We start from the raw sequence: 12,928 nt of genomic DNA on the forward strand, positions 1-12,928 counted from the left end.
CGGCCCTCGTTCGTCCGCTTCTGTCAAAGGCTTTTAGTAGTCATCCCGCCAGCGGCGTTCGCGGTCCCAGCGCCGCTCATAGCGCCAACGCGGGCCATCCCAATCGCGATGACGCCGCTCCCAGCCCCAGCGGGGCGGACCGCCATAGAAAGCTACAGGCGGCGGGCGGCGCCAGTTGTGCCGGCATTCGCCCCAGCGGGTCAGGTGCCAGCCGCGACCACAGGCGTAGTCGACCTTTGTGACAGTGCTCTCAACCTTGATTGACCCGATCGGCATCGCCTGAGCTGTGCCGATCGAGAGGCTGCCAGCGAGCAAGGCAGCCGCGATAGAAAGTGCCTTCATCGAAAACTCCATTTCATCCAGCCGCAATCACCTTAGGACCGCCAAATTGAACTGGAGATGAACTGCACGTTCATGTTTACCGACGAAAAAGCAGCACTTTTTTGACCGCGGCGGATCGTTCTTCCCGCAGCGTCAAGCGCTTGAGGAACATCCCGCCGCCTGCCGAAAACCGTTCATCTCCTGCCGTAAAATGGATCTGGACCAGGGTTCCGCCCGGCGGCGACCTCGGTGAGCCGCCCGAGGTAATGCGCCCAGCCTTCCTCATGGCCAGCGCATTGCTCCGCACTCGGCAGGCCGCTGTGGGTGAGCCGCAAAAGCGTCCCGCCTCCCTGCTCGATCAGGTCGATCTCGACCAGACTCGATCCCGGCGGCACCACCTCGCTGCCGTCCCAGCCGAAGCTGTAGGCAAGCCGATGCACCGGCACCACCTCGCGAAACGAGCCGCGCGCAAAGCGGGCGCCGGTGACGTTGACGAGATAGAGCCCACCGGGCTCCGGCTCGACCTCGGCCTCCGTCCCCATCCAGCGCAGGATCTTCTCCGGATCGGTCATCAGCGCAAACACCGCCGCCGGCGGCGCCGCAAGATGCGCCTCGCGGCGCACGACGAAAGATTCTGGCATGTCTCTCTCCCATGGTTGCCGCTCGGTCTCGGGGAACGACGTATCATGCTGTATTGACGTGGGTGTCCTCAATGGGAGCATGTAGGCGGAAGCGTGCGCTGAGCAAGGGCGGGCATCCTGCAGCACCCTTAGGTGAGACCCTCACCGGCCTCGGCGCGGCAACCTCCGAGCTCCCTCAGCCTGAGGCGCGCAGCCCGCAGGGCGGAGCCTCAAAGGACGCGCTCCAACGCCGCTCCTTGCTTCCATCCAATGTCAGCGCGCCCGCGTCGTCCTTCGGGGCCCCTACGGGCACCTCACAGGATGAGGCTCTCTTGAGGTTGAAAACCGCACCCACCCGAAAATATCTTCCCTATTGCCAGCTCGCCGCCTTGCCCCTATTGTCCGCGCCGTTCTCAGGGCGGGGTGAAAGTCCCTACCGGCGGTATGCAGTTTCAGTTGCGAGCCCGCGAGCGCCTTCCTCGGAAGGGTCAGCAGATCAGGTGAGATGCCTGAGCCGACGGTCATAGTCCGGATGAAAGAGAACGTGCGCTGCTGCTGCCCTCCAGGCTGGCGGCGGATGCTCGTGATCGCCTTGGGTGACGTGTCTGTACGCCAAAGGAGATTACCATGACACCCACCCGTTATGCCTTCGTCAAAGCCGGCTGGCACGCCGATATCGTCGACCGTGCGCTTGAAGGCTTCCAACAGCTTGTTCCCGCCGAACAAATCGACGTATTCGACGTCCCCGGCGCTTTCGAAATGCCGCTGCTGTCGCGCGATCTTGCCGCGACCGGACGTTATGCCGCCGTCATCGCCGCCGCCTTCGTCGTCGACGGCGGGATCTACCGCCACGAATTCGTCGCCCAGGCCGTCGTCGATGGCCTGATGCGTGCAGGCATGGATACGGGCGTGCCGGTGCTATCCGTTTCGCTGACGCCGCACCACTATCAGGAAACCGAGCATCATACGCAGATCTACCGCGCCCATTTCGTAGAGAAGGGCCGCGAGGCGGCACGCGCCGCCCTGATGATCGGCAAGACACGCGCCGCTCTTGCGGCGTGAAGCAGGTCGCGCAAAAGTGTGCAGCGGTTTTGCGCCAACGACATGCGTGAAAACAAAAACCTAAAGCGCAAAAAGCGAATCTGAAAGATCGCGACGCGCTTTAGCAGCCGCGCGACAGGCGGCGGGATCGGCCCGCCGTCTCTTCTGCACCGATAGAATAATTGATTCGACGCCCCTAACGCGCTGTGGTCCACTCGACCCCGACATGTATCGCCATTCTTAATGCGTCCAAACCCTGAGGAGCTGAAGATGAGCAATGCAGTGCGCAGTGAACCCCCCACCGAATCCGCGAGAACACGACCGGTCGACACCAAGCTCGAGGTGGTCGTCATCCCCGTTTCCGACGTCGACCGCGCCAAACGTTTCTATGACGGCCTGGGCTGGAGGCTCGACGCCGACTTTGCCAATGATGCCGATTTTCGGGTGATCCAGTTCACCCCGCCGGGCTCCGGCTGCGCCATCATCTTCGGCAGGAACGTCACGGCCGCCGCCCCCGGCTCCGCGCAAGGGCTCTACCTCATCGTCTCCGACATCGAGGCCGCGCGGCGCGATCTCATCGCCCGCAGCGTCGAGGTGAGCGAGGTCTTCCACGACGCATCGGGCGTCTATGCCGGCAAGGACGAGCCCTATCTCTTCGGGCGCCTGCGCATCGCCGGCCACGACCCCGAGCACCGCAGCTACCGTTCCTTTGCCTCGTTCAAGGATCCCGACGGCAATGGCTGGCTGTTCCAGGAAGTCACCACCCGCCTCCCCGGCCGCATCGACGCCGATGAGACGGCCTTCTCGACATCGAGCGACCTTGCGGCGGCACTCCGCCGCGCCGCCCAGGCCCACGGCGAACACGAGAAACGCAACGGCGGCAAGTATGATGAGAACTGGCCGGACTGGTACGCCGAATACATGGTCAGCGAACAGGCCGGCAGGCAATTGCCGTTGTAGGTGGCGGCGGCAGACGTTGGGAGCACCCGGCTCGCCTTCAAACCCCTCATGGCGGGCTTCTTTCCTTTTAAGCGTGCCGTGTTCCCCCTCTGTCCTGCCGGACATCTCCCCCACAAGGGTGGAGATTGGCAAGTGGCCTGACCGTCGCTCCCTCCCAGCCGGCAGCGACAATCACGATGCTTTAGTTGTTTGGGGAAGCCGTTACGCCCAGCCGATCTCCCTCCTTGTGGGGGAGATGTCCGGCAGGACAGAGGGGGGTGCGACACGGTGTCCTCTCATTCCAAGTCGCGCCGCAGCCACGCCTCACCGATCGAATATATCCCGCCACTGCTTCTCGCCGATCAGACAATCCGTCGTCGGCGCGTCCGCAGCGATCCTCTCCACCCCAGGCGACGGAGAAATGCCGCTGATCTCGAGCACCAGCTTGCGGCGCACCGCGATGGCGAAATCCTCGATCTTGTGGACCGGCAGCACGAAGCTGCCGGGGCCGCCGATCACGCAATCGGCGTAATATTTGTCGAGCCCGCCGGGGGCATCGGAAGGACGCAGCATGATGGTCAGGCCGTTGATGATCATGCCTGACGCCACCGCCTTGTCGCGCGCGGGTATGACGGGATCGCCGGAATTGTTAGGGCCGTCGCCGGAAACGTCGATCACCTCGCGCCTGCCGCGAAAGGGACCGGTGGCGATCATGCTGGCGCCCTGATCGATGGCGGTGGAGATCGAGGTGCGCCGTTGCGTGGCAATCGGCCGGGCGTCGAGCTTGCCTGCAAAGGCGATCGCATCCGCCTCCGTCTCGATGACCTGCCAGTCGATCATCGAGTCCTGGACGACATAGCCCGCCCATTCGAAGTAGCTGATGGCGATGCGGCCGGTGAGCCCGCCCTTGACCGCATCGATGAATTCCTTGTGCTTGAGCGCCTCGACGTATCCATCGCGCTGAATGCCAATCTCTTCGAAATCCATTGACCGCGAGGTGTCGACGGCAAGCACCAGCGTCACATCAACCTCAGCTGGCACGGTTTCAGCGGCCGGCACGACTCCTGAAACACCCATGAGCACCGCAAGCGTTGTCAGCATCGGCAAATCCCCGCGCCACCCCAAGCCGACAGACTTTACCACAGCTTGGCCGGGGCAGGATGCACGGTGAGGCGCTGGGCTTCAATTTTCGGTGATGAAAATGCGTCGCGTCTCAACGGCACCGATTCCGAAACTCTCAATGCAATGGCAGCCACAGCGGGGTGTTCCATGCCTTAAGCGCTTCGAGGAAGACCTGCAGGCGCAAGGGCAGGAAGCGGCGGGTAGGATAGACGGCATGCACGAAAATTTCCGGCGACGACCACTCCGGAAGAAGGCGGATGAGTTCGCCTCTTCGAATCTGCTCGTCGCAATAGGTCGAAGGCAGGAGACCGATACCGTGGCCGCGATAAGTGAAGGCGCTGACCGCATCGAAGTCTCGGCTCGAGACCGGCCCCGACACACGCAGGTCCAGCGATTTGCGGCCGCTGACGAGATGCCATTCCGCTTCGCCGTTGCGGCCGTTCAGGAGTACGCAGCGATGCTCCTTCAGGTCTTCCGGTTTGGCGGGAAGCGCCCTGCCCTTCAGATATTCCGGGGCCGCGACCAGATAGCGCACGCTCTTGCCGAGCCGCTGCGCGACCATGGACGAATCCTTCAGGTCGCCGAAACGGATTCCGACATCGATATTCTCCGCAACCAGGTCGAGGAATAGATTGGTGACGAAGAGATCAACCTGGATATCGGGATAGGTCTTCAGGAAGGCGGATATGAACTCATAGAAGACCTCCTGCCCCAAGATGACTGGCACCGAGATCTTCAAGAAGCCTGCCGGCTTTCTCTGCGTTTCGCTCACCGCCTGCTCAGCATCGAGGAGGTGGGACAGCGGCTCGCTGCACCTGTCGTAATAAGCCCGCCCCTGCGCGGTAAGGCTGAGTTTGCGGGTCGTACGCTGTATCAGCGTAACGCCGAGCTGTTCCTCGAGCGAGGTCACTTTACGGCTGACGGTTGAAACAGGCATGCCGAGCGAATGGGCCGCACGGCTGAAGCTCCCGTACTGCGCCACCTTCACGAAGACTGCAATGTCATTAAGGTCCGCCATGCCCCACTTTTGCATCAATGCAAAAGAGAATCCAGATATTTCCATCTAATCGCGCAATCGGGTTTTCGCCATATTCACTCTGCGAAAACAAGCAACAGCTGATGGCGTCGCGATCGCGGCGGCCCCATCTCGAGCGACCTCGCCTTCGCAAGGCCCGCGTTGCCCGAACCAGATCAATGGAGTTCAACATGACTACGCATAAAACTGTCATCGTTACGGGCGCCTCCCAAGGTATCGGAGCAGGCCTCGTCAACGCCTTCGTCGAGCGCGGCTACAACGTTGTCGCCACCTCGCGCCAAGTCAGCGCTTCGGATGCTCTCAAGGCTTCCGACAGGCTGGCAATGGTCGACGGCGACATCGGCGATCCCGAGACCGCGGCGCGTGTAGCCAAAGCGGCGATTGACCGCTTTGGCTCGATTGACGCCCTCGTCAACAATGCCGGCATTTTCCTCACCAAGCCCTTCATCGATTACACGATGACGGATTTCCGTAAGCTCTCCTCTACCAATCTCGAAGGCTTCATCCACCTCACTCAGCTTGTCATCAGGCAGATGCTAGCCCAGAAGACAGGCGGCAGCATCGTCAGCATTACCACACCGCTGATCGACCATCCGATCGCCGGCTTCTCCGCCTCGGTTTCGATGATGACCAAGGGCGGCATCGATGCGATCTCCAAGAACCTGGCGATGGAATATGCGAGCGATGGAATCCGCGTCAACACGGTCGCTCCGGGCGTCGTCGACACGCCCTTGCATAAGGATAATCCGAAGGAGTTCCTGAAGACGCTCTCGCCGATGTCAGGCATTTCCGACGTCGCCGAAATCGTCGATGCGGTGGTCTTCCTGACCGAGGCTCCGCGTGTCACCGGGGAGGTGCTGCACGTCGACGGCGGCGCACATCTGGGCAAATGGTGACCGGAACGAAAGCGCCGGCAGCCGGCGCGGAACAGCGGCTGCAGAAGCTCGGCATCGTCCTGCCGCCGCCGCCCACACCCTTCGGCGCCTATGTTGAGGCGACGAATTCCGGCAACCTCGTCTTCTTCAGCGGGATGTTGCCGGTTGTCGGCCATGAGCCCCGCTATATCGGCCGCGTCGGCGGGGTGCTGACGGTGAATGAGGGCCGCAAGGCTGCCGAGACGGCGACCCTCAGCGGGCTTGCGGCCGTCAGGGACTATCTCGGTTCGTTGGACAGGGTGGCGAAGGTCGTCAAGCTCGGCGTCTACATCGCGACGGAAGGCGACTTCCGCGACCACCCCAAGGTCGCCGATGGCGCATCCGAACTGCTGCTCCAGGTCTTCGGTGTAGACAAACTGTCCGGCCGGGTGGTCCTTGGCGTTGCCAGCCTGCCACTCGGCATGCCGATCGAGATCGAGCTCGTTCTCGAGGTTGTGGATTGACGAGGGACGGGGGCGCCTCAGCGCGCCCCCGTCCCCATGGCTACGTCGGAGAGTGGCAGCGCAACCTCACCCTGCCGCCAACAACAGCACATAGGCAACGACGCTGACCATCAACCCGCGAAAGGCGAAGGTTACACAGCGATATTTGCTGCGCGCGATCGTCGAGAGGGTGTTGGCATTTTCCAGATATTGGTCGAAAAGATAGCGCTCGTCTCGCCGCACGGCGGCATCGAAAAACAGATCGCGGTGCTTCGGCCAGGCGCCCCAGAAGAGCGAGGTCGAGGTGCCTAAATGACGCGGCAGCACAACCAGAATAGCTGAGAGAATGGAGAAGACCGAGGCTGCGGCAAGCAGGCCGGAGAAAAGCATACTTCCCAGCGTACCGCCCGTATAACGTGCCAGGCTGAAAACCGCCCTCACCTCGCTGGAACTCACTAAAAAGGCGAGCATGAAAGTAAAGATGTAGGCAGCCTTTTGGTCGGATATCTTGACCTGATCATAGAATATGTCGTTGATTTTCTTGATGTGGTCGAAATACTCGGCACTGACGTCCCCGCTCGACGGCCTGCTCAGCATAACCTCCGTAGCACTCTCGAATTCGCTCACCTGAATACTCCATCCCCTAAAGTGTTCCCCTGATATTACACTTTGAAACGAAAGCAAGAACACGTGTGCAACACGCTTGACTTTTTCACTCTACACCGACAAAGGGGAAAGCGGGGATGGGGTCGAGATCATGCGGGGTTACTCCAATAACATCTGTCGCATCGGGGTGGCGCTTGCGTTTGTCGTACCCGGTTTCGGGCTGCCGGCGATGGCCGATCCCGTGCCGCGTGCCACGCCGGTCGCCGGCTCGGTCATTGCCCGAAAGACCGGCGAGGAAGTGCGATTCATCGACGTGTCGGACTGGCGCGTCGTCGACATCAACCAGGATCTCCTGACTGGAGACGTACTGCGCACTAACGCCAACGGCCAGCTCGCCATCGTCTTTTCCGATCACACCCAGGTCCGCCTCGGCCGCAATTCGTCGCTGCAGGTCAAGAAGATGGCCGCGAGCGGCGACACGGTGCTCGAGCTTCAGGCCGGCACGATCTGGGCCCGCGCCCAGCGCGGCGGCCAGGCCCTGACTGTGGAAACACCGGCCGCCGCAGCCGCCATCCGCGGCACCGACTGGACGATGACCGTCAAGGGCGACCAGACCTCGATGATCGTGCTCGAAGGCCGGGTGGCGCTCTCCAACCCGCAGGGCAGCGTCGAGGTGAACCAGGGCGAAGGGGCGGTCGCCACCATCGGTCAGGCGCCGCGCAAGATCGTCAGCGTCAATCCCGACGATCGCGAACAGATGCTCTTCTATCTCACCCTCCGCAGCGGCTTTACCATGATGCCTGCCTCGCCGCTGTCGACGGCGACCATGCGCAGCGAGCGTGGGCGCATCGCCGCCGTGCCGGCGCAAAACCGCAGCGCTGCAGACTGGCTGACGCTTGCCGAAGTACAGCTGACGTTCGAAAGCGCCAAGGATGCGCTGGCTTCCCTCGCCCGCGCCCGCGCCCTGCCGCTTTCGGCCGCCCAACGCGCCCGCGGCGAGCTGCTCGAAGCCCTGATCGCGGGTGAGCAGATGCGTTATGCCGAGGCCGCCAAGCTTTTCGAGAAAGCGCTGCCGCATCTCGATCCGCAACGCCGCGCCGTTGCAGCCTATGGCGGCTATTATTCGCGCTCGCTCGCTGATCCGCAACGGGTGGAAAATCCGCCGGCCGATGCAGCCATCGGCCCGAACGGCGCTATCGCCAAGGCCTATACTGCCGGTTTCCTGCAAGATATCCCCGCCGCCATCGAGGTGCTGAAACAGGCCGAAAAGCAATATCCCAATGATCCGACATTGCCGGCGCGGCGCGCGCTGTTGGCCCAGCTCATCGACGACCGCGTTCAGATGAAGGAAGCGGTCGATCGATCGCTTTCGATCGATCCTCATGATCCCGACGGCCTGCAGGCGCGGGCGCGCTATCGCCAAGGTTATGAAAGCGACATCCAAGGGGCGCTTGCCGATCTCAACCAATCGCTTGCCGACATGCCGGGCTCGTCGATGAATTGGAACGATCTCGGTTTGCTCCAGTCTGACCGCGGCGCCGATCGCGAAGCCGAGGCAGCCTACAAGAAGGCGATCGAGCTCGATCCCGAGGATCCGGTCGCACACGCCAATCTCGCCATCCTCTATCTCGACCAATCCAGGATGAAGGAAGCCAAGCGCGAGATCGACACCGCCCTTGCCGTCGACCCCTCCTTCGACCTCGCCCTGCTTGCGCGCGGCCGCTACTACATCCAGAACGGCGAGACCGACAAAGCGCTCGACGATCTGCTGGCCGCCGCGACCGCAAATCCCGGCCTTTCATCCGCTCAGCTGGGACTCGCCATCGCCCATCTGGAAAAGGGCGATCGCATTCCCTTCAACCAAGCGGTCGACAATGCCGACCGGATCGACAAGAACGACCCCGATATCTCCGCCTTCCGCACGGCCGTCGATATCGACGACTACGATGCCGATGGCGCGATCCGGAATGCGCAGGAATATCTGCGCCGCTCGCGCGCCCGCGGCGGCGATTATAGTGCCCTCGGCGCCAATGCGAGCGCCGGCTCGACCCTGAACGACGCCTTCCGCCTGCAGGGACTGGATGCCTGGGGCCGCTTTTATGGCGATGCCGTCTTCGATCCTTTCAAAGGCACCGGTTATATCGACCAGTCGATCAAGGGCAGCATCTTTCCTTTCGTCAACGCGACGAGCTTCAGCGACGACAGCGTCAGCCAATATAGCATCAACACGTCGACCTATTCATCCTTCATTCAGGGCCTGCTGCTCTCTCCGCACATGCTGTCCGGCCGTTCGCGTTCGGTAACGCTTTTCGATGTGCCCTTCATCGAAGGCTCGCTCGGCGGCGGCATCAACAGTGTCGACGGCCACACCCGCCGCATCGGCGAAGCCGAGATCCAAGGCTATTCGAACGAAACCATTCCAATAAGCTTCCGCGCCGATATGACGTGGCAAGAGTTGGCGCTCGATCGCGACTATCGGGATTTCGGCAACGTTCAAACCGGTAACAAGTTGCTGAGCGCCGACGGTTATCTAACCGCGACGGTCACGCCTGATGATCGCGTGGTAGCCTTCGTCAACCATGCCAAGAATGATGGAGCGCTGAGCGCACTATCCTCAAATACCGGGTTCATGGAACTCCTGTTCGGTGTCCCTTTGCCGCTGCCTCTCTACACAACAGAGGAAACGGCACGCGAAGGCACATATGCCGGCCTCGGCTGGAGCCACACGTTTGCATATGAAAACGTGGTGAATGGAGCGCTGCTTTATTCCGGAAGCAAGTCGAAGACGAGCGACGCGCTTGATGTCGACCTGGATCCGCTGTTTATCCGTGCAGGGGTTCCCTTCATCATTCCCTTCACCGATGTCACTCAGGAGACCGAATCCAAAACCTATATCGGCGCTCTGAGCCATTCCATAGGCGCCGGACCTTTGACATTCCGCTACGGCATCGAGGGCGGCTGGATGGATATCAACAGCACGGTCGATAAGACGCTCCTGGGCTTGACAGCGCCTCCCGATCACACCGAGAGCACCATCGATATCGGCCGCGCCTACGTCGATGTGCTGCACGAGATCACCCCGGATCTCAAGGGCGAATACGCCTTGTTCGCCACGCACCTCGAGGGCGACGGCACCGACATCACCCGGCTGGAGCCGCGCTTCGGCCTCGCCTGGGCGCCGGTTCAAAACCACTGGCTGCGGGCCGCCTTCATGCGTCAAAGCTTTGATACTGGAATTCCGACGCTTGCCCCGATCGGCATCCTCGGCCTGCAGGCCAATCAGTTTTCCGCCGATCCGCAGGGCTATACGGATACGGTCGCCCTGCAATGGGATGCCGAATGGACCGACCGCTTCTTCACGTCGGTCGAATACCAGCATCAGGAACTGCACGATTTCTCGGTCGATTTTCCGCTGATCTCGCTTCCCTCCGATACCAGCCTGCCGATTTCGCGCGGCAGCATCGATCGCGCTTCCGTCACTGCCAACGTCGCGCTCGGCAACGGTTTCGGTCTTTCAGCCACCTATGCCTATATGGATTCGGAGAACAGGGATCCGCTCGAACCGATCTATGGCGGCCCTCTTCCCTTCATACCGCAGAATTCCGGGCAGATTGCCCTGACCTGGGTGAACGAGGCCAAGGTCAAGGCGACGGTTGCCGCGAACTATATCGGCGAGCGCGACGGCGATCGGTTCGGCACCAAGCTCGACGATTACTGGAGCCTCGACGCCCACCTGGTCTGGGAACCGTTCGACAAGCGCATCGAGCTGGAAGCGGCCGCCTATAACCTGCTCGACGAGGATTTCGAGGTCACGCCCGGCGTGCCCGGCTGGGGCCGCGCCTTCAAGGGCACGCTCAAAGTCCGCTTCTGATGCGGGTGCGGGACAAGCATCGGCAGGCCAGGCAGATCAGAGGCCGTCATCTGAGGCTGCTGGTGCTGTCGCTCACCACGCTGATCGCCATCTCGCTGCTGTCGCGCCTGCCCGCCTGGTCGCTGCTGGAGCTCAGAAGTTTCGATTATCTCTCGACCGTCGACGATCCCCGTCCGCCACCTGGCGGACCCGTCATCGTCGCGATCGACGAACCCTCGCTTGCCGATATCAATGCGCAATGGCCCTGGCCGCGCGGCCTGCATGCCGATCTCATCAGCCAGTTGCGCGCCGCGGGCGCCCGCGTCATCGGCCTCGACATCATCATGGCCGAGCCCTCGAACCCGGATAATGACGCCGCGATCACCAGGGCCGTCGGACCCGATGTCGTGCTGGCTGGCGACGAGACGCTGATCGAGACGCCACAGGCCTCGCAACTGATCCGCGCCACACCCCTGCCGCAGCTGACCGACGCAGGCGCCGTCACCGGCATCGCCTCGATCGATCTCAGCGGCGACGGCATCTTCCGCCGCATTCCGGGCTACGAGGATGGCTTTGCCGCCATGCTTGCAAAGGCCTCGGGAGTGGCGCCCGAAGCCCTGCCGGCTGGTCGGCTTATCCAATCCTTCGGCCCGGCCCGCAGCTATCCCACCGTCTCCTATTATCAGGCGCTCGACCCGAAGAACCTGCTGCCTCCCGATTATTTCAAGGATCGGGTCGTGCTCGTCGGCCTCAGCCTGCAGAATGCGCCTGCTATCGATAAGGGCGGCGTCGACGCCTTCGCGACCCCCTATACCGTTCACACCGGCAAGCTCGTCTCCGGCGTCGAGATCCAGGCGACGATCTACGACAATATCCGGCGTGACCTGTCGATCGCCGAGGCCCGGCTGCCGACGGTTGCCGCCTGCATTCTGATATCGGTGCTGCTTGCCGCCGCCACCGTCTGGCGCTCGACGGGATGGTTGACGGTCGTGAACAGTGCGGCCGCCCTCCTCGCCTTCGCGGCCGTCAGTGCCGCCTGTATCCGGCTGGCCCATGTCTTCGTCTCGCCGCTTGGGCCTACGGTCGCCTATATCTCCGTCGTCTTCGGCCAGGCCGCTTTCGATTTTGCCGAGGAGCGCCGCAACAAGCGCCAGATCACCCGCGCCTTCGCCCAATATATCTCGCCCGATCTGGTCAAGCGCCTGTCGAGCGATCCCACGCAGCTGAAGCTCGGGGGCGAGCGGCGCACGCTCTCGGTGCTGTTCTCAGACGTACGCGGCTTCACCACCATCGCCGAGACGCTGAAGGACGATCCGGAACAGCTGACCGGCCTGATCAACCGGCTGCTGACGCCGCTCTCCGATGTGGTGATGGATCACGGCGGCACGATCGACAAATATATGGGCGACTGCATCATGGCCTTCTGGAACGCGCCGCTCGACGATCCCGACCATGCGCTTCACGCCGTGCGGGCCTCGCTCGCCATGCAGGCGGCCATATCGAGGCTGAATGGCCAGCTGGAGCGGGAAGCGGCCGCACTCGGCAGCAAGCCGCACGTCCTGAAGATGGGCGTCGGCATCAATACCGGCGAATGCATCGTCGGCAACATGGGCTCGACCCGCCGCTTCGACTATTCCTGCCTCGGCGACAGCGTCAACCTCGCCTCCCGCCTCGAAGGCGCCTCGAAGAATTACGGCGTGGCGCTGCTACTCGGCGAGGAAACCGCAAGGCTGGTCGCCGATACTTACATCATCGTCGAACTCGACCGCATCATCGTCAAGGGCCGCACGGTCCCCTCGCCCGTCTTCACCGTCGTGCACAAAGCGGACGCCAAAGCGCTGGCGGCTCATCAGGCCTTCATCGACGCAAAATATGCCGGGACGCTTGCACCATCGGATGTCATCTTCGAAAAACTGGCCGGCGATATCCCCGAGCTTGCCGCCTATTACGCGATCGTGCAGGATGCACTGGTTAGCGATGGTGGGGAGTAAGTCGGGGACTAATTCCACCGGCGGGCGGCTAGATGGATGAGCAGC

11 protein-coding genes and 1 riboswitch are annotated in these 12,928 nt (G+C 62.3%); of the genes, 6 read left to right on the forward strand and 5 right to left on the reverse strand.

Annotated features, from left to right (window positions below):
- Window positions 1-33 precede the first annotated feature (33 nt).
- Both AMK00_RS13765 and AMK00_RS13770 read right to left on the reverse strand, forming a co-directional pair.
- A complete protein-coding gene (locus AMK00_RS13765) occupies window positions 34-342 on the reverse strand; it encodes a GCG_CRPN prefix-to-repeats domain-containing protein (protein ID WP_064811722.1) in 309 nt (102 codons plus the stop codon).
- Between the two features lie 173 nt (window positions 343-515).
- Window positions 516-962 (reverse strand): SRPBCC family protein, encoded by a 447-nt coding sequence (locus AMK00_RS13770; protein WP_064803540.1) that lies wholly within the window; start codon window positions 960-962, stop codon window positions 516-518.
- A 384-nt stretch (window positions 963-1,346) separates the two neighbouring features.
- A riboswitch (FMN riboswitch) is annotated at window positions 1,347-1,489 on the forward strand.
- Window positions 1,490-1,568: 79 nt separating this feature from the next.
- Between AMK00_RS13770 and AMK00_RS13775 the strand changes: the two genes are divergently transcribed.
- Window positions 1,569-2,003, forward strand: a complete 435-nt coding sequence (locus AMK00_RS13775; protein ID WP_011425937.1) for a 6,7-dimethyl-8-ribityllumazine synthase — start codon at window positions 1,569-1,571, stop codon at window positions 2,001-2,003.
- Between the two features lie 249 nt (window positions 2,004-2,252).
- A complete protein-coding gene (locus tag AMK00_RS13780; RefSeq protein WP_064803542.1) occupies window positions 2,253-2,942 on the forward strand; it encodes a VOC family protein in 690 nt (229 codons plus the stop codon).
- 303 nt (window positions 2,943-3,245) lie between these two features.
- On the opposite strand, the gene AMK00_RS13785 is transcribed toward AMK00_RS13780, so the two are convergent.
- Window positions 3,246-4,022, reverse strand: coding sequence for a DUF1194 domain-containing protein (locus AMK00_RS13785; RefSeq protein ID WP_064810710.1), 777 nt, complete (start codon window positions 4,020-4,022; stop codon window positions 3,246-3,248).
- A 136-nt stretch (window positions 4,023-4,158) separates the two neighbouring features.
- Window positions 4,159-5,061, reverse strand: coding sequence for a LysR family transcriptional regulator (locus tag AMK00_RS13790; RefSeq protein ID WP_064810711.1), 903 nt, complete (start codon window positions 5,059-5,061; stop codon window positions 4,159-4,161).
- Window positions 5,062-5,249: 188 nt separating this feature from the next.
- Here AMK00_RS13790 and AMK00_RS13795 point away from each other — a divergent pair, with 188 nt between their 5' ends.
- The gene (locus tag AMK00_RS13795) at window positions 5,250-5,975 is read left to right on the forward strand and encodes an SDR family NAD(P)-dependent oxidoreductase (protein ID WP_064811723.1); all 726 of its coding nucleotides are present in this window, start codon (window positions 5,250-5,252) and stop codon (window positions 5,973-5,975) included.
- Window positions 5,969-6,457 (forward strand): RidA family protein, encoded by a 489-nt coding sequence (locus AMK00_RS13800; RefSeq protein ID WP_064810712.1) that lies wholly within the window; start codon window positions 5,969-5,971, stop codon window positions 6,455-6,457. The genes AMK00_RS13795 and AMK00_RS13800 overlap by 7 nt, the downstream gene beginning before the upstream one ends.
- 66 nt (window positions 6,458-6,523) lie before the next feature.
- Here AMK00_RS13800 and AMK00_RS13805 read toward each other — a convergent pair whose 3' ends face one another.
- Window positions 6,524-7,063 (reverse strand): Pycsar system effector family protein, encoded by a 540-nt coding sequence (locus AMK00_RS13805; protein WP_064810713.1) that lies wholly within the window; start codon window positions 7,061-7,063, stop codon window positions 6,524-6,526.
- Window positions 7,064-7,193: 130 nt separating this feature from the next.
- Between AMK00_RS13805 and AMK00_RS13810 the strand changes: the two genes are divergently transcribed.
- Both AMK00_RS13810 and AMK00_RS13815 read left to right on the forward strand, forming a co-directional pair.
- Complete coding sequence (locus AMK00_RS13810) at window positions 7,194-10,913, forward strand: FecR domain-containing protein (protein ID WP_064810714.1); 3,720 nt, start codon at window positions 7,194-7,196, stop codon at window positions 10,911-10,913.
- Window positions 10,913-12,883, forward strand: coding sequence for an adenylate/guanylate cyclase domain-containing protein (locus AMK00_RS13815; protein WP_064810715.1), 1,971 nt, complete (start codon window positions 10,913-10,915; stop codon window positions 12,881-12,883). Before AMK00_RS13810 ends, AMK00_RS13815 begins: the two co-directional genes overlap by 1 nt.
- Window positions 12,884-12,928: the final 45 nt, after the last annotated feature.

It is taken from the genome of Rhizobium sp. N621 (assembly GCF_001664325.1).
GTDB classification, from domain to species: Bacteria; Pseudomonadota; Alphaproteobacteria; order Rhizobiales; family Rhizobiaceae; genus Rhizobium; species Rhizobium esperanzae.

Bases quoted from the DNA above. Each gene is read 5' to 3' on its own strand.
- AMK00_RS13790 (WP_064810711.1), bottom strand. From the start codon at position 5,061: ATGGCGGACCTTAATGACATTGCAGTCTTCGTGAAGGTGGCGCAGTAC.
- AMK00_RS13815 (WP_064810715.1), top strand. From the start codon at position 10,913: ATGCGGGTGCGGGACAAGCATCGGCAGGCCAGGCAGATCAGAGGCCGT.
- AMK00_RS13785 (WP_064810710.1), bottom strand. From the start codon at position 4,022: ATGCTGACAACGCTTGCGGTGCTCATGGGTGTTTCAGGAGTCGTGCCG.
- AMK00_RS13795 (WP_064811723.1), top strand. From the start codon at position 5,250: ATGACTACGCATAAAACTGTCATCGTTACGGGCGCCTCCCAAGGTATC.
- AMK00_RS13765 (WP_064811722.1), bottom strand. From the start codon at position 342: ATGAAGGCACTTTCTATCGCGGCTGCCTTGCTCGCTGGCAGCCTCTCG.
- AMK00_RS13770 (WP_064803540.1), bottom strand. From the start codon at position 962: ATGCCAGAATCTTTCGTCGTGCGCCGCGAGGCGCATCTTGCGGCGCCG.
- AMK00_RS13810 (WP_064810714.1), top strand. From the start codon at position 7,194: ATGCGGGGTTACTCCAATAACATCTGTCGCATCGGGGTGGCGCTTGCG.
- AMK00_RS13800 (WP_064810712.1), top strand. From the start codon at position 5,969: ATGGTGACCGGAACGAAAGCGCCGGCAGCCGGCGCGGAACAGCGGCTG.
- AMK00_RS13780 (WP_064803542.1), top strand. From the start codon at position 2,253: ATGAGCAATGCAGTGCGCAGTGAACCCCCCACCGAATCCGCGAGAACA.
- AMK00_RS13775 (WP_011425937.1), top strand. From the start codon at position 1,569: ATGACACCCACCCGTTATGCCTTCGTCAAAGCCGGCTGGCACGCCGAT.